At 59.6% G+C, this 14,022-nt stretch carries 18 protein-coding genes and 3 tRNA genes; 3 read left to right on the top strand and 18 right to left on the bottom strand.

What is annotated here, in order from left to right; genetic code table 11:
* Nucleotides 1-11 precede the first annotated feature (11 nt).
* The 8 genes from F3H95_RS00275 to F3H95_RS00310 all read right to left on the bottom strand — a co-directional run bounded on the left by F3H95_RS00275 (nt 12) and on the right by F3H95_RS00310 (nt 4,605).
* A complete protein-coding gene (locus F3H95_RS00275) occupies nt 12-260 on the bottom strand; it encodes a hypothetical protein (RefSeq protein ID WP_142880291.1) in 249 nt (82 codons plus the stop codon).
* Nucleotides 260-1,450, bottom strand: coding sequence for an NADH-quinone oxidoreductase subunit D (locus tag F3H95_RS00280; protein WP_149744543.1), 1,191 nt, complete (start codon nt 1,448-1,450; stop codon nt 260-262). Before F3H95_RS00280 ends, F3H95_RS00275 begins: the two co-directional genes overlap by 1 nt.
* Before the next feature lie 60 nt (nt 1,451-1,510).
* Nucleotides 1,511-1,882 carry a four helix bundle protein gene (locus F3H95_RS00285; RefSeq protein WP_149744544.1) on the bottom strand — a complete coding sequence of 124 codons (372 nt, stop codon included), beginning with the start codon at nt 1,880-1,882 and terminating at the stop codon, nt 1,511-1,513.
* 60 nt (nt 1,883-1,942) lie between these two features.
* A complete protein-coding gene (locus tag F3H95_RS00290; protein ID WP_149744545.1) occupies nt 1,943-2,545 on the bottom strand; it encodes an NADH-quinone oxidoreductase subunit C in 603 nt (200 codons plus the stop codon).
* Nucleotides 2,546-2,560: 15 nt separating this feature from the next.
* On the bottom strand, nt 2,561-3,142 hold the full coding sequence (locus F3H95_RS00295) for an NADH-quinone oxidoreductase subunit B (RefSeq protein ID WP_142880287.1): 582 nt from the start codon (nt 3,140-3,142) through the stop codon (nt 2,561-2,563).
* Nucleotides 3,133-3,498, bottom strand: coding sequence for an NADH-quinone oxidoreductase subunit A (locus F3H95_RS00300; RefSeq protein ID WP_142880286.1), 366 nt, complete (start codon nt 3,496-3,498; stop codon nt 3,133-3,135). Before F3H95_RS00300 ends, F3H95_RS00295 begins: the two co-directional genes overlap by 10 nt.
* A 907-nt stretch (nt 3,499-4,405) precedes the next feature.
* A tRNA-Asp gene (locus tag F3H95_RS00305) sits at nt 4,406-4,482 on the bottom strand.
* Nucleotides 4,483-4,528: 46 nt separating this feature from the next.
* Nucleotides 4,529-4,605: transfer RNA gene (locus F3H95_RS00310), tRNA-Asp, on the bottom strand.
* Between the two features lie 339 nt (nt 4,606-4,944).
* On the opposite strand from F3H95_RS00310, the gene F3H95_RS00315 reads away from it, so the two are divergent.
* Nucleotides 4,945-5,020 (top strand) — tRNA-Val (locus tag F3H95_RS00315).
* Here F3H95_RS00315 and F3H95_RS00320 read toward each other — a convergent pair.
* Genes F3H95_RS00320 through F3H95_RS00335 form a run of 4 tightly spaced genes read right to left on the bottom strand, consistent with a single transcriptional unit; the run spans nt 5,008 to nt 7,466 of the window.
* A complete protein-coding gene (locus F3H95_RS00320; protein ID WP_244617834.1) occupies nt 5,008-6,210 on the bottom strand; it encodes a tyrosine-type recombinase/integrase in 1,203 nt (400 codons plus the stop codon). The genes F3H95_RS00315 and F3H95_RS00320 overlap by 13 nt on opposite strands.
* Nucleotides 6,210-6,566, bottom strand: a complete 357-nt coding sequence (locus F3H95_RS00325; protein ID WP_149744547.1) for a DNA-binding protein — start codon at nt 6,564-6,566, stop codon at nt 6,210-6,212. The genes F3H95_RS00320 and F3H95_RS00325 overlap by 1 nt, the downstream gene beginning before the upstream one ends.
* Complete coding sequence (locus tag F3H95_RS00330; RefSeq protein ID WP_149744548.1) at nt 6,566-6,769, bottom strand: hypothetical protein; 204 nt, start codon at nt 6,767-6,769, stop codon at nt 6,566-6,568. The genes F3H95_RS00325 and F3H95_RS00330 overlap by 1 nt, the downstream gene beginning before the upstream one ends.
* Nucleotides 6,747-7,466: a hypothetical protein gene (locus tag F3H95_RS00335; RefSeq protein WP_149744549.1), complete on the bottom strand. Its 720-nt coding sequence runs from the start codon at nt 7,464-7,466 to the stop codon at nt 6,747-6,749. Before F3H95_RS00335 ends, F3H95_RS00330 begins: the two co-directional genes overlap by 23 nt.
* A 311-nt stretch (nt 7,467-7,777) precedes the next feature.
* On the opposite strand from F3H95_RS00335, the gene F3H95_RS00345 reads away from it, so the two are divergent.
* Both F3H95_RS00345 and F3H95_RS00350 read left to right on the top strand, forming a co-directional pair.
* On the top strand, nt 7,778-8,200 hold the full coding sequence (locus F3H95_RS00345) for an Arc family DNA-binding protein (RefSeq protein WP_149744551.1): 423 nt from the start codon (nt 7,778-7,780) through the stop codon (nt 8,198-8,200).
* A gap of 110 nt (nt 8,201-8,310) precedes the next feature.
* On the top strand, nt 8,311-8,556 hold the full coding sequence (locus tag F3H95_RS00350; RefSeq protein WP_149744552.1) for a hypothetical protein: 246 nt from the start codon (nt 8,311-8,313) through the stop codon (nt 8,554-8,556).
* A 30-nt stretch (nt 8,557-8,586) separates the two neighbouring features.
* On the opposite strand, the gene F3H95_RS00355 is transcribed toward F3H95_RS00350, so the two are convergent.
* The 6 genes from F3H95_RS00355 to F3H95_RS00380 all read right to left on the bottom strand — a co-directional run bounded on the left by F3H95_RS00355 (nt 8,587) and on the right by F3H95_RS00380 (nt 14,003).
* On the bottom strand, nt 8,587-9,714 hold the full coding sequence (locus tag F3H95_RS00355; RefSeq protein ID WP_149744553.1) for a site-specific integrase: 1,128 nt from the start codon (nt 9,712-9,714) through the stop codon (nt 8,587-8,589).
* Nucleotides 9,715-9,753: 39 nt separating this feature from the next.
* Nucleotides 9,754-10,365 carry a hypothetical protein gene (locus F3H95_RS00360; RefSeq protein ID WP_149744554.1) on the bottom strand — a complete coding sequence of 204 codons (612 nt, stop codon included), beginning with the start codon at nt 10,363-10,365 and terminating at the stop codon, nt 9,754-9,756.
* A 10-nt stretch (nt 10,366-10,375) separates the two neighbouring features.
* The gene (locus F3H95_RS00365) at nt 10,376-12,283 is read right to left on the bottom strand and encodes a phage tail tape measure protein (protein ID WP_149744555.1); all 1,908 of its coding nucleotides are present in this window, start codon (nt 12,281-12,283) and stop codon (nt 10,376-10,378) included.
* 12 nt (nt 12,284-12,295) lie between these two features.
* Nucleotides 12,296-12,877, bottom strand: a complete 582-nt coding sequence (locus tag F3H95_RS00370) for a hypothetical protein (protein WP_149744556.1) — start codon at nt 12,875-12,877, stop codon at nt 12,296-12,298.
* A 118-nt stretch (nt 12,878-12,995) separates the two neighbouring features.
* A complete protein-coding gene (locus F3H95_RS00375; RefSeq protein WP_149744557.1) occupies nt 12,996-13,304 on the bottom strand; it encodes a hypothetical protein in 309 nt (102 codons plus the stop codon).
* Nucleotides 13,305-13,583: 279 nt separating this feature from the next.
* Nucleotides 13,584-14,003: a hypothetical protein gene (locus F3H95_RS00380; RefSeq protein ID WP_149744558.1), complete on the bottom strand. Its 420-nt coding sequence runs from the start codon at nt 14,001-14,003 to the stop codon at nt 13,584-13,586.
* Between the last annotated feature and the right edge of the window lie 19 nt (nt 14,004-14,022).

The following is a 14,022-nucleotide window of genomic DNA, read 5'->3' on the forward strand; positions in this document are numbered from 1 at the left end:
CTCACGCCTTATCAATTGACAGATCCGCACCGCGTCTTCGTGACACTCACGAATTCACAGGCATAAGCTGACGTGCCCTTCTGCAGGAAAACGATGAGCTTCGTTCCATTGGGCACGGCCGCCTTGATTTCATACTCCCTGGAGAGCAGATGCGCCATGGTCTCCGATGCTCCACCGCCCTGGGTACTCGGCTCGGAGGTCTGCGCCAGCGCAGGACCCGAAACGAGCAGACCGCCAAGAAGGAGGAGCGTTCGGCCCATCAGCGGTCCACCTCTCCGAACACGATATCGATCGAGCCGAGGATGGCCGAGACGTCCGCCAGCTGGTGGCCGCGGCACAGGAAGTCCATCGCCTGCAGATGCGCATAACCCGGGGCGCGGATCTTGCAGCGATACGGCTTGTTGGTGCCGTCGCCGACGAGATAGACGCCGAATTCGCCCTTCGGCGCCTCGACGGCGGCGTAGACCTCGCCTTCCGGCACGTGGAAGCCTTCGGTGTAGAGCTTGAAGTGATGGATCAGCGCTTCCATCGACCGCTTCATCTCGCCGCGCTTCGGCGGAACGATCTTGCCGTCGATCGACGACACCGGACCGGTCTTGGCGTCGGACAGCAGGCGATTGACGCACTGCTTCATGATCTTCACCGCTTCGCGCATCTCGAACATGCGGATCAGGTAGCGATCGTAGCAGTCGCCGTTCTTGCCGATCATGATGTCGAAATCGAGATCCGCATAGCACTCGTAGGGCTGCGACTTGCGCAGGTCCCACTTGGCGCCGGAACCGCGCACCATCACGCCCGAAAAGCCCCAGGCCCAGGCATCTTCCAGCTTCACCACGCCGATATCGACGTTGCGCTGCTTGAAGATACGGTTGTCAGTGATTAGCGCATCGATGTCATCGAGCGCCTTCGGGAAGGCATCGCACCACTTGCCGATATCTTCCACCAGCTCGACCGGCAGGTCCTGATGGACGCCGCCCGGACGGAAATAGGCAGCGTGCATGCGCGAGCCGGAGGCGCGCTCATAAAACACCATCAGCTTCTCGCGCTCCTCGAAGCCCCAGAGTGGCGGCGTCAGCGCGCCGACGTCCATGGCCTGCGTGGTCACGTTCAACAGATGCGAGAGGATGCGGCCGATTTCCGAGTAGAGAACGCGGATCAGCTGGCCACGGATCGGAACCGTGATGCCGAGCAGCTTTTCGACCGCCAGACAGTAGGCGTGCTCTTGGTTCATCGGCGCGACGTAATCGAGCCGGTCGAAATAGGGCAGAGCCTGCAGATAGGTCTTGCTCTCGATCAGCTTCTCGGTGCCGCGATGCAGAAGCCCGATATGCGGGTCCACGCGCTCGACGATCTCGCCGTCCAGCTCAAGAACAAGCCGCAACACGCCGTGAGCCGCAGGATGCTGCGGCCCGAAGTTGATGTTGAAATTGCGGACGTTATGTTCAGTCATTGGCGCGCTCCGCGCTGGTGATTAGCGAATAGCGAATAGCGAATAGTAGGTCTATACCGCTCATGTCTTCTCCTGCAGGCTTCTGATCAGCGCACGCATCATCCGGCCGATTTCATCGCATTGCTCCATCAAGCTTTGAAACGGCTGTTGCGGGAGAATATCGACCCTCCACGCAATGATCATGTGCGTTTCCAACTCCTTCAGCGACCCTTGAGCAATCCTCAGAAACTGCACGAAGCTTCCGGTATTGTCCCGACCATGCCCTTCCGCGATATTGGCGGCGACCGATGCCGCCGCACGTGGTATCTGGGCTGTCAGTCCGTAAGCCTCGCTCTTTGGAAAGCTCTCGGTGCAGCGGTAGCATTCAACCGCCAGCTCAATGGCTTGCTGCCACACCTTGAGATCCTTGTAAGAGCTGATCGTCTGCCTAATCCTTTCGTTGTGGCGACAACTATTCGCTATTCGCTACTCGCTATTCGCCCTAAAACCCAATCAAGCCTTGGCCTTCTCATCCCCCGGCAGCACATAGTCCGTGCCTTCCCAGGGGCTCAGGAAATCGAAGCTGCGGAACTCCTGGCGCAGTTCAACGGGCTCGTAGACGACGCGCTTGGCGCTGTCGTCGTAGCGAACCTCGACGAAACCGGTGGTCGGGAAATCCTTGCGCAGAGGATGACCTTCGAAGCCGTAATCCGTCAGGATGCGGCGCAGGTCCGGATGGCCGGTGAAGAGGATGCCGTAGAGGTCCCAGGCTTCACGCTCGAACCAGTCGGCGCCCGGGAAGATGCCCGTGAGCGAGGGAACCGGCACGTCCTCGGCGGTTTCCACCTTCAGGCGGATGCGCATGTTCTGACGTGGCGACATCAGGTGATAGACCACGTCGAAGCGACGCTCGCGCTTGGGCCAGTCGACACCACAGACATCGATCAGGTTGACGAAACCGGACTGCACGTCGTCGCGCAGGAAGGTGACGATCGAAAGCAGCTTGTCGGCTTCCACCGTCAGCGTCAGCTCGCCGAAGGCCACCTTGGCTTCGGCAAACAGACCCGGCCGTGCCTCGGCCAGGTAGGCGGCAAATTCGTTCAGGGCTTCATTCATGTCAGGTCCTCGCCCTCAGCGCTCGATCGTACCGGTCCGGCGGATCTTCTTCTGCAGCAGAAGGACCCCGTACAGCAGGGCCTCTGCCGTGGGGGGACAGCCCGGAACGTAGATATCGACAGGTACGACGCGGTCGCAGCCGCGGACCACCGAGTAGGAATAGTGATAATAGCCGCCGCCATTGGCGCAGGAGCCCATGGAGATGACGTAGCGCGGCTCGGGCATCTGGTCATAGACCTTGCGCAGCGCCGGCGCCATCTTGTTGGTCAGCGTGCCGGCCACGATCATCACGTCGGACTGGCGCGGGCTGGCGCGCGGCGCAAAGCCGAAACGCTCGACGTCGTAGCGCGGCATGGACAGCTGCATCATTTCCACGGCACAGCAGGCGAGACCAAAGGTCATCCACATCAGCGAGCCGGTGCGCGCCCAGTTGATGAGCTCATCGGTTGAGGTCACCAGAAAACCCTTGTCGGCGAGCTCATTGTTGATCTCGCCGAAGAAAGCGTCGTCGCTGCCGATGGGCTTGCCCGTATTGGGATCAATGATCCCCTTGGGCTGCGGCGCAACGAGGGTGGACGAAGGATCGATCACTCCCATTCGAGTGCTCCTTTCTTCCATTCATAGATGAAGCCGATGGTGAGAACGCCGAGGAACACCATCATGGACCAGAAGCCGAACCAGCCGATCGCGCCGAAGGACACGGCCCAGGGGAACAGGAAGGCGACCTCGAGGTCGAAGATGATGAAGAGGATCGACACCAGGTAGAAGCGAATGTCGAACTTCATGCGCGCGTCGTCGAAGGCGTTAAAGCCGCACTCGTATGCCGAGAGCTTTTCCGAATCGGGCGCCTTGTAGGCAACGGCGAACGGCGCAATCAGAAGCGCCAGGCCGATCACGAGGGAGATTCCGATGAAAATCGCGATCGGGACATAGGAACTGAGAAGTTCAGTCATGGTATTCGATCCCTGCTTGCCAAGCGGTGCCCGGGGCGGCACGTGAGCGAATGCGCGGCAAGCGAACGTGCATTGCAACAAGCCGTGACTAGCGCAGGCCGCATCCCGGCGCAAGACCTTTGAGCGCCACATCCAGCACCAAAATGACACAAAGTGCCGCGGCCGGTCGTTGTTGATTCAGACTCGGCTCGAAGAGGCCGAAAGAAGGGACCTTCCGCATGAGACAGGCCCGAAAAGATGATTTCTCACATCACGTTAAAGTCCGGCGAGAAGACCGCCCGGACCGGAGAGACACCCGCGGCAGAGCGCGGCGCTGTCTCACCCGCCAAGGCAGAGATAGGACCGCGCCAAACCGAACGCAATAGGGTCTCGGCATTTATATGAGCATACCCTCAAATGCGAGAGTCTGCCATATTTCCGTGACTTGGCACTGAACCGGCACCGGGTCCCCGGCACCGTCACGCACCCCCGCAACACACCGCGACCATCACGGAAAAATGACTGCTGAGCCGAACGCATGTTAAGCTGAGGCACCCACCCGATACGACCGACAATCGGCGTCGCCGTGCGACACCCAACCGGCACGGCCCTGCGCAGCACGCGTGCAGGACAGCGCGCAACGACGGGTGTACGCACCCCCGCCGCGCGCTCGACGCAGGCAACCATCGGCTATGAGGCACCCCCCTTTCCACCGCATCAGGTGCATGAAGCCCCGAGCGCCTCATGCTGCAACGCAGCAGAACGAGCAGAGCCCCGCCAGCGACACGATGACAGACAATGGACAGAGGTCCGCAACCGCCGCAGGATCAGCGCGCGATAAAAAACGCCATCTCCCCGCAACGGACCCATGCGGCGAACCAGCGTTAACCCGGAGCGCGAGTACGGAGGCAAGGAGGAGGAAAAAGAATGGCGCGAGTGACGGGGCTCGAACCCGCGACCTCCGGCGTGACAGGCCGGCACTCTAACCGACTGAGCTACACCCGCGCATCTTTGGATGATCAACATCCGTCTTCTTCTTGGGTTCAGGAAATGGCGCGAGTGACGGGGCTCGAACCCGCGACCTCCGGCGTGACAGGCCGGCACTCTAACCGACTGAGCTACACCCGCGCATCGTTTCCAGGGAAGGAAGAAGTCTTCCCGCCGACCGGCAGCGCCAGTCGATGAGCGGCTCTCTAAGGGGTTCATCCCGGGGTGTCAAGCAGGTTTCACGACAAAACCGTGACGTCATGCGCTTTCTTGGAGAGACCCCTCGAGGCACCCAATGCATGCTGTGGACGGATCTATTTTCGCATTCACTCAAATGGCCGGAACCGCAGGGCTTTTCACCATCCGCCTTGCTTCGGACGACAAAAAAATCAAAAAAACTTCACAAACCCTCTTGCGTCATTCCCGCGATCCGCATAGATCACGGCCACCGACGCGGCGGACACGAACCGCACAGCGGACGGGCGATTAGCTCAGTTGGTAGAGCGCCTCGTTTACACCGAGGATGTCGGGAGTTCGAGTCTCTCATCGCCCACCATTTCCCAATTTCGGGTTTGTTTTTCCATCTCTTTTTACCTCGTTTGTCTCGCTGGTTGTTCCTTTTGCGGAAACCGAGACACTTTTGAGTTTTTCGTGGGCTTGGCGCCGCTCATATGCGTTCGCCCGCAGCTTCCGCTTTTCGGCTTGGTCAATGTAGATTTGAGCCGTCCGAAGGTTGGACCACCCGAACACAGCACATAGCTCCGGCGCGGTTGCCCCGCTTTCGGCATAGGCAACAGCCGCAGCCTTTCTCAGCCCGTGAGCCGAGCATTCTCCCAGGCCAGCTTCGACACACCATCGCTTGAACGCGTTGCCAAAGCTCTCGATCGTGAAAGGCGCCTGCCGCGCACTCAGAACATAATGACTGGTGCCGGTGGGCGTTTTCTCCAACGCCTCGATTAGTTCAGGCGTGAGACGAGATTCGATCTCGACAGGGAAACGATTGCGCCCCTTGTGCGCCGTGAACCGCAACCACCGCTGCCCTTCCCTCACAAACTCGTCGCGAGGACCGATCAATGCGGCATCCGATCGCCGCGCACCGACCGTAATCATGACTTCCATCGCGAGACGCGGCACTGTTCCGACAGACCAATGAGCACGATAGATGTCGATCTCAGCAGGCGTCCAGGTGTGGAAGCCGCCCTTCTTCCGGTTGATCGGCACGATACCGACGGCTGGATTATGGCTCATCAGCTTCGGGTTTCGCTTCATGGCCCAGTTGAAGACGGCCCGGAGCACCTTAACCAGCTTGTCAGCCGCGCCCGGCGTATCCTTCCGAGCAATCTGGCTTCGCTCCATATCTTCGCGTCGATACTTCTTATATGGATGATCCCCAGCCTTCTCCGCGAAGCGGCTCAACACACTCCGCTTGTCTTTCTGCGTGGCCTTGTCCAGCCGCAGGAATTCAGGCGACCGGTAGTACTGGTCAAACAGCCAGTTGAACGTCTCTTCGCGGATTACCGGGGCTTTCGGCTTCGCAGGTTCCTCGCCGGGCGCATCGCCTCGCAGCTCCGCCAGCGCCGCAAAGTACGCAAGCATGAAATCTCGAGTGATCTCGCCAGCCGCATCCTTGAACGGCTGGCGAATGCGCTTCTTGCGGAACCGGCCGCCGATCTTGAGGCGAACATAGAATCGGTCCCTGCCCTTCTCGTCCGGATCGTGCACGAGGTATCGCAGTTCGGTTTTCATCAAACCACGACCCCGTCAAACGGGTTCGGCCCGTCATCGACTGATTCGCGCTCGGCAGCATCCTGCAGACTGCACCAGGCGCTTCGAACTTTCTCCGCGTCCCACAGAGCAACGCCGCCCACCTTGACAGCCTGGGGCATCATGCCGGTTCGAACCCAGCCATCGAATGTCGATGGTGAAATTCCAAGCGTTGCCGCTGCCTCTTCACGCCTGAGAGCGATTCTCTGCAGGGAAATCGTTCGAAGTGTCGGCTGGATGCTCTTCCGCTTGGAGATCTGCCGATGCTCCGATGCATCCGCCGCGGACTTATTCAACGGCAACTTGCCGCCGTCTCTTGAGGTCGCCACCCGTGCCATCACTGTTCCTCGATAACGTCGCTGTCGTCGTACCAATGGGTTTCACGCCCGGCGATCCTCAGATCGAGGCGGACGTAATAGCCCTTCCTACCGGAGAGGAATTCGGCCCGCCCTTCGACCCTGCCGGAATGCCGGCTCTTGGCGATCGTCACCCGCTCCCCAAGGGAAAAACGGAAGCCTTCACCCGTTTGCTGCGGTTGCATCGTCCGAGCCCTCCGAAGCGGCCTCGATCGCGTTGTCGATCCTCGCCAGCACGCCCGACAGACCGCGCGCGACCACCTCCGAGCACCGGCGCAAGTCGCCGAAATTGTCGATGACATCCATCGGAACGCCGCGCATCGGTGTCATCGAGATTTGGACCAGGCTCTGATGCATCAAGCGGACCATTGCCAAGGCCTCCCGCACGTCATCGTAAATGCGGTCCACATCGACGCCGATCGGATCATTCGCCACATCAACCGGCGCCGCTAAGGAAGGCGCTGGAGGATCGCGCAGCAGCGAATACAGGCTCTGCAGCATCGCCACGCTTTCATCCGCAAACAGTTCCGCCTCGGTGCTCCACAGCCAGCCCTTGGCAAAATCGTATTTCAACCGAGCATCGGTGAAGTTCTGACAGGGGAAAGCCATGATCTTTTTGCGAAGGGCTTCGGCCGCAGTGTCGCGCTTTGCCATGGCGCTACGAATGTTGCGTGCTTCGGGCATCTCCTCGATGCGCATCTCGATCTGCGCCTTGTCGCCGACTGGCAGGCTATTGAAATTCTCCGGGAGATGGCGGCGGCGAAAGTCCATCCATTCCGCATCCAGCGCGCCGCCCGCTTGCTCATTCAGCCGGAAATCATCCAGCATAGCCGCCAGCGCCGGCCTTGCGCCGACCTGTGTTTTCGGGGTATTGGTATCCATGTTCACTTCCTCCGTAAGGGGTGGGTATAGAAAAGCCGACGCACGAGTTTCCTAGGCTCGCGGTGCGTCGGCTTTTTCGTTTTCTGGCGCGAACATCGCCTTGTGCAAATGATACACAATCTCCGCATTCATCGACCGCCGATTCTCTTCGGCCGCTTCGCGAATCCGCTGTCGCAAGAGATCAGGTATGCGAACTCCTGTTGGCGGTATAAGCTTTTTACTCATTGACATCACCTTTATGGCTTCACTGTGTAGCTAGCTACACTCTGTAGCTATTGCGGTCAAGAATTTTATGGCTACAGAGTGTCGCTATGAGCGAGAAAAAAAGCCCCAGCGAAAAGGTCGCCAGCATTACGCCTTTTGGCCTGCGAATGCCCGCCGACCTTAAAGAAAAAATCATGCTGTCAGCGGTCGAGAATAACCGATCGATGAACGCTGAGATTGTGCAGCGTTTGCAAGACAGCCTCGACTTTGAGCACTCGGAATATGAACAGCGCGAAATAAAAGAGAGCCTGCGCGAAGCCAGGCTTGAAGTTCAACTTTTACATGCGGCCTTAGACATGCCAAGCCGCAGCGAAATCATGAGAATGCTTGAGGAAAAAGAGCTGGAACCAATGACGCCTATGGGCTACCAAGCTTATCTTATATATCTTGCCAATGCAGATAAGCTCAAGCCGCAAGGTGCGCCGGCTGAATTCCTTGAGAAAGTCCGAAAGAAGACGAAGTGGACTTGAAATTTTCACGCTTTCTTCAACTGGACGCTCATTCAGTAGCGAAATTAATAGACACATACAGGCTTCCCTGATTTATTCTATTCTATATTCGACAGGGGGGCGGCCGGCATATGAACAAAACTCTGATATGGGCACTCGACGGCCTGAACAATCTCCTCGCGATCGGCATCGTTATCCTGTGCACGGTCGCGGGCTATGGGTACGGGGAAACGGTCGGATCTCCCGGGCTTGCGATCCTTGGTTTCATGCTGGGAATTCTCGCGGCGGCTGTCGTCTGTGGGCTGCTGGCAATCCTGATCGAGATCGAGAAGCACCTGCGCAAGCTTGCAACACCGCCGCAGGAACCGAAGGCCTGAGGCGCGGGAAGACGCACCCTAGGCGAGAGATCACACCGAACCTGCTCGACAATCAGCAGCCATCAACTGCGGCATCCACCGCCACCCGGCATATTTGTCTGCCCCTGCCCGGATATGTGCATAACGCTGCAAACTGGTCCACGAACGGTGGCCAGACACCGTTGCCACAACAGGGATGGTCAAGCCCTGCTCAAACAGCAGGCTGACACCTTCGTGCCGCAGGTCGTGGAAATGCAGATCGACGATGCCCAGCAGCTTGCAGGCCCGCGTGAAGGCGGCGCTGATGGCGTCGCCTTGAAACGGGAAGATCCTCTCATCCTGACGCGGCATCGCCTCGATCACGGCCATGGCCGGCGGCGGCAGATCGCACCAGACATGGTTTCCCTTCTTCTGGCTCGGGTTCTTCATGTCGCGCACGAGCACCCGCCTGTCCTTCGGATGGTAGTCGGCCCAGGTGATGCGGGTAATCTCTTCCTGCCGGCGCGTGGAAAAGAGCGCGAAGAGGATGACCTGATGCATCGGTATCGCCTGCGGAAGATGCTTTGCCCGCTCGGCAAAATGTGAAAGCAGCGCGTCCAGTTCCTCCAGTGAGGGCCGGCGATCGCGCCGATCGCTGGCCTTCACAACCCCCATGCGCTTGTTAACGGTGAAAGCGTCCTGAAAAGCTGCGCGATCCAGCGGATAGCCCCACATCGGCCGCGCGATGGCGAAAACCGAGCCGAGGTGCGAAAGGTAGTTCCCAACGGTCTGCGGCTTTCGCGGCCGAGCCTCGCGACCGTCTGGAACCCAGCCCTCCAGAAGATCCTCTGCAAACGCGCAGATCTCGACCGACGTGATCTTCTCGCACCGCATGAGCGACAACGGGTGCTTGCGGATCGTTTCCAGCACCTGCGCCTTGCTGCGGCCGACGCCCCTGCGTTCCGTTTGCAGATATTTCTCGATCACATCATCCAGCGTGACACCGGGCGCGTGCAGGGCTTCCAGCGCGCCGGGCTCCGCCAGTTCCGTTTCCCTCTTCTTCAGCCAGGCAGACGCAACCCGATACCGCTGGAAAGTCTGCGCCTCGGAATGGACGATCCGCCCCTCGCGTCTAATCCGGATCTGCGCCGTATATGATTTTGCGCCGTTGCGGCGCGTGCGCTCGGAAATCGTTCCCATGTACGGTCACCTCAAAGCCAGAATATTCCTCCGCCGCCGTCAATCCTTGTCCTCGATCAACGGATCACGCTCCGGCGAAAGCTCGGCAAGCTGCTCGAGCTTGTCGGCAACCTGCACACCGACATCAAAGGCGATCTTTCGCAGGAGAACACGAGCCCCGTGAACGCCCTCCTTCGACACGGCAAGGGCGAGTTCATCGGAATAATTCGGCAATCGCGCGAGGATCGTTCGGATATCGGCGCCGATGGCGCCCGCAACGCTTTCCAGCCTGTCGGTTCTGATCAACTGTCCGCACTCCTCTTGAAACTTCAGCTTTTCGCGGTTGACCCGCAGCCATTCGGATTGGCGGCGCGCCTCTTCGTAGCTATCGCTGTCGCGAAGAGTGCCGACGCCGGCCGGCGCAGCTGAAAGCGCCTCGCCAACGCGCCGCAACGGCGCCGACGCCTTTGCGGGGTTCACATGGCGCTGACGGTGATGATCGTAATGCGCAAGCGAAACCCGCAGTACCTGGCCACGCCCGCCGCGCTCCACGGGCGTTTGCGGCTGATCGGATAGCAATCCCTTCAGGACCTTTGAGACGGCCTGACGCGACACCCCGTCGCGCTCGGCAATCTGCGAAATGGTCGCCATGATCAGCGGAGCGTCATCCATGCAAAAGTCCTCAACGGGGGCCGAAGGTGCTCGGCGGCATGGATCGGCCGGTATCGGCATTCACCCGCCGCCCCATCTGCGCGCCCGCATCGGATGCCGACTGTACCTTGACCGTCGTTGAGCCGAGATCCCGAACCAGGCTGCGGAAATCCGCGACAACCGAACGAAGCCCCTGAACAGCGTCGTCGAATGCGCTGGCGCCTTCCTGAATGGCCTGCCCCGCCTTTTCCCCTCCATCCGCCGTCTTCGTGGACAGATCGGCAATCCGCTCTTCAAAGGCGCGGAACGGATTTGCGTTGACGAGCATAGCCGCCCGATCGGCAGCCATTTGCCGCCCGCTGCCATACGACGTGTACTGATCCTGGAGAACCCGCATCATGTCGACTGCCGGCGATGCCTGGGGCCGTGCCACCGGAACAGGAATGGCCCCCGTGCCGCGCCCTGGAAATTCCGGCAGCACTATTGCCTGACCTTGTCGCCCCACAGATGCTTTCGGGCGAACCGGGTCCCCAGCGGCGCGGCCGTAACGGTAGGCCCAGTATTCGGCGAGATAGGCAGGATCTCGATAGCCCCCATCATAGGGGAGCATCATCTTCTCATCCTTGCTCAGGAATGGGTTCCACTGCTGAAACTTGCTGTACCCCCGCTTACGCTTCCCCTCGTTCATGGCGGTGACATAATCGAGGTTCTTGACCTCGCTTTCGAGAAGCGGCGTCAAAACAGGCGCAATCGCACCGCCGACACCAGTCTTCAGCTGATTAAGAGATTCTGTCAGCCTGTCGATTGCCGCCTGTGTTTCCCCCAAAAGGCGCTGATTGTCGCGCTGTACCGATCCGTCAACCCGGCTGGAATTGATGATCCCAATCACGCGGCGATAGGTCTCCGCATCGCTGATCAACGAAAGCATGCCCTGCTGAACCTGCATGTCACCGAACAATTGGCTGATCTTCGAGAGGTCACCATGCAGAGCCTCGCGCGCGATATCGACGAATGCCTCAAGTGGCCGTTGACCTGCACGCGCACGCTTTTTCATTTCTAGTTCAAGGTTGACCCCGAACTTCTTAAACTTGTTGATCGTCTCCTCGGAGTTCATTTTTGCGAGGATGTTCTCCATCTGCCCTGCGGCAGTGGAAGCATCGGCGGTGTGCGCCCGCAGAACCTGCATGCGAGCAGAGATTTCACCAACCGCCTCAGTTCCCTTGTAGCCCAGCGCTGCAAACCCGTTCGCAAGCATGGGAAGATAGGTCGCCATGTCGCGCCCCTCAAACGACCCCGCCTTGCCGCTTTCGTTGATGATGTCGAAAGCGTGCTGCATGTCAGCAGCCGCGATCTTCAGAGCATTCGCAGCCTGCACGGTCGTCGAGGCCATCTCGGCCGCTGTTGAACCTGTCGCCTGGGTCGTGGCAAGCACGCTCGGGAGGAAGTCCATCGCGTCCTTGAACTCCAGACCTGCGGCAGTCATGACCTGCATGGCCGAAACAGCTTCACTGAGGGGAAGTGCGAGGTCCTTTGCCTGCCGCTTCATGCTCTTGAGAGCCTCATCTGTCGTCTCTTTCGAAACGCCGGCAGTCTGCCCAATGCGCGTCATCTGCCGCTCCAGGGCGGCAAAGTCGACAACAGCATCCCTGATACCCGCGCCAACGACAGCAGCGCCGATGCCAGCCACCCCGGTTCGAAGGGCGAGCGCAGCGCTTTCCATGCCGGCAGAGACCTTTTGCATCTGCCATGCCATACCGCCACGGGCCGACGCGCTTCTCTGTACGCTTTCGACTTTTCGTTGAAAGTCGCCGGCGGTCTTGTTGAACCGGCTCATCTGCCGCTCAATCTGGCCCATCCGCAACGCGACGGACTTGAACGCCTTTTCGGTATCGTCCTTGCCCTGAATTTCGAGTTCGGCCTTGATCTTCTTGTTCGTCATAGTGGGTTCCCCTCAACGGAAGGTCAGAGCGCGATCTAGCTCGCGAGCGAAATTCGGCATCAGATATTCGCGGACAATATCCGCCATCTGTTCCATGTAGCGGTCCGGATCGTTGGTGATCGCGTGCGCCGGATTGGGGCCGAAAAGCTCGCGAATCTGCTGGCGCTTGACCTTCTCGCCAGGCCGACGCTTACTCGCTGGAGCGGAAGGCATCTGCGTATCCAGAACACGGCGCATGACGCCATAGTGCCCGCTCTTGAAGCCCGTGACGAAGGCATGGTTGTACTGGCCGCGCGCATTCACATAGGTGCCTTTCGCGTTCATCACGGCGCCGTACTTGTAAAGATGGATCCATCCGGACTCGACAACCACAGCCTGGGTGTTGCCGCCCGCGTTGAAGTAAGCCGTCGTCAGCGCGTTGATCATGGGGCGAGGCATGTTGGTGTGTTTCGAGGCCTCGCCAACGATCCGGGTGCGGACCTGATTGCGCAGCTTGCGCATGGCGCGCGCCATGACCTTGGTCTTGATTTCACCGGGAAGCTTTCGGAATGCCCGCTGGAGCGCCTCCAGTTCCTTGTCGTCAATCTCAATCATCTGCTTGTCCGCCTATGGAAATCCACCAACCGGCCCGCCCAATGCGCCAGCTGCGACAGTGTCATCGCTTCCACATCGGCCGCACGCCAGCCAAGGCGGAAGACCATCCCATCAGCGATCAGTTCGCTGTCGGGGCATCGCGAAAAAAAGCGAGGACGGCCTGTTCCAGCCTGCCCGCATCGGATGCCGAGATGGAACCGATGAATTCGTATTTCGGGGCCACGAGCAGCCGCTGCACATAGGCATCGACGGTTGCCGGATGAACCACGAACATCGGCGCCCCGGTCTGCAACATCTGCCATTCCGCCGGAGCGCCGATCCCGTCCATGTGGCGGTCCCTGTAGGTCGGTTCGCGCAGGTCCAGGCTGTCAAAATTGCCTTCCGGGCTCGTGTAGGTTCGGGAGAGACGTACTTTAACGGTGCTCATAGACGTATCCTCGTTGGATGTTGAAATACGAGCCTTGCGAACCTTGACCCCCCAGTCTGATTTGGGCGCGGGGAGGTTCGCTGTCGCTATCGGCCTGGCTCCTCGGCCTCTTGGAGGTTAGCGCCCATGTTCGAGTTCTTTAGTCACTTTAGGACTTTAGCCGCTCTTTAGGCTTCGTTTTTAGCCTCAGACTGGCGAGATTTCGGGGTCGTCCCGGCCCGTGGGGTGGGTTTGGGGTGTACGGTCCCTGCCCCAGAGGGGTGCCCTGTCTGCAGCCGGCTAGAGGGTAACGACGCTGGTTCCGCTGCGCTCTGCACGAACCTCGTCGATCCAGAAATCCGGCTTCACGTCGACCTGATCGATCGCGTCAGGCGTTAAACACACCCGGTTCGGGCGAGACGAATATGCAGCGATGGCCGTTGCCGTTCCCAGGAAGCCCGTTACCTTGTCGACGTACTTCGCACCGAGGATGATTCTCGTATCGACGATACCGCGCTCGGGAACGGTTTCGTGCGGCGCGATCTCCATCCGGCTTTCGTCAAGCCACACGTCCGGCTTGAGCTCGGAAGGAGCGCCGATCGGTGTCAAGCACACCTGATCAGGCCCACTGATATGCATCTGGACGGCTGTCGCAACACCGACAAAGCCGGAAACTGTGTCTCGGTACTTGCGACCGAGTTTGATTGTGGTTTCAATCATGGTCTGCTCCTCGTTGGTG

This window comes from Rhizobium sp. RU35A (assembly GCF_900156005.1).
Lineage (GTDB): Bacteria > Pseudomonadota > Alphaproteobacteria > Rhizobiales > Rhizobiaceae > Neorhizobium > Neorhizobium straminoryzae.

Bases quoted from the DNA above. Each gene is read 5' to 3' on its own strand.
- F3H95_RS00295 (WP_142880287.1), bottom strand. From the start codon at position 3,142: ATGGGAGTGATCGATCCTTCGTCCACCCTCGTTGCGCCGCAGCCCAAG.
- F3H95_RS00300 (WP_142880286.1), bottom strand. From the start codon at position 3,498: ATGACTGAACTTCTCAGTTCCTATGTCCCGATCGCGATTTTCATCGGA.
- F3H95_RS00335 (WP_149744549.1), bottom strand. From the start codon at position 7,466: ATGGATACCAATACCCCGAAAACACAGGTCGGCGCAAGGCCGGCGCTG.
- F3H95_RS00375 (WP_149744557.1), bottom strand. From the start codon at position 13,304: ATGAGCACCGTTAAAGTACGTCTCTCCCGAACCTACACGAGCCCGGAA.
- F3H95_RS00275 (WP_142880291.1), bottom strand. From the start codon at position 260: ATGGGCCGAACGCTCCTCCTTCTTGGCGGTCTGCTCGTTTCGGGTCCT.
- F3H95_RS00320 (WP_244617834.1), bottom strand. From the start codon at position 6,210: ATGAAAACCGAACTGCGATACCTCGTGCACGATCCGGACGAGAAGGGC.
- F3H95_RS00280 (WP_149744543.1), bottom strand. From the start codon at position 1,450: ATGACTGAACATAACGTCCGCAATTTCAACATCAACTTCGGGCCGCAG.
- F3H95_RS00350 (WP_149744552.1), top strand. From the start codon at position 8,311: ATGAACAAAACTCTGATATGGGCACTCGACGGCCTGAACAATCTCCTC.
- F3H95_RS00345 (WP_149744551.1), top strand. From the start codon at position 7,778: ATGAGCGAGAAAAAAAGCCCCAGCGAAAAGGTCGCCAGCATTACGCCT.
- F3H95_RS00370 (WP_149744556.1), bottom strand. From the start codon at position 12,877: ATGATTGAGATTGACGACAAGGAACTGGAGGCGCTCCAGCGGGCATTC.
- F3H95_RS00290 (WP_149744545.1), bottom strand. From the start codon at position 2,545: ATGAATGAAGCCCTGAACGAATTTGCCGCCTACCTGGCCGAGGCACGG.
- F3H95_RS00365 (WP_149744555.1), bottom strand. From the start codon at position 12,283: ATGACGAACAAGAAGATCAAGGCCGAACTCGAAATTCAGGGCAAGGAC.
- F3H95_RS00380 (WP_149744558.1), bottom strand. From the start codon at position 14,003: ATGATTGAAACCACAATCAAACTCGGTCGCAAGTACCGAGACACAGTT.
- F3H95_RS00355 (WP_149744553.1), bottom strand. From the start codon at position 9,714: ATGGGAACGATTTCCGAGCGCACGCGCCGCAACGGCGCAAAATCATAT.
- F3H95_RS00360 (WP_149744554.1), bottom strand. From the start codon at position 10,365: ATGGATGACGCTCCGCTGATCATGGCGACCATTTCGCAGATTGCCGAG.
- F3H95_RS00330 (WP_149744548.1), bottom strand. From the start codon at position 6,769: ATGCAACCGCAGCAAACGGGTGAAGGCTTCCGTTTTTCCCTTGGGGAG.
- F3H95_RS00325 (WP_149744547.1), bottom strand. From the start codon at position 6,566: ATGGCACGGGTGGCGACCTCAAGAGACGGCGGCAAGTTGCCGTTGAAT.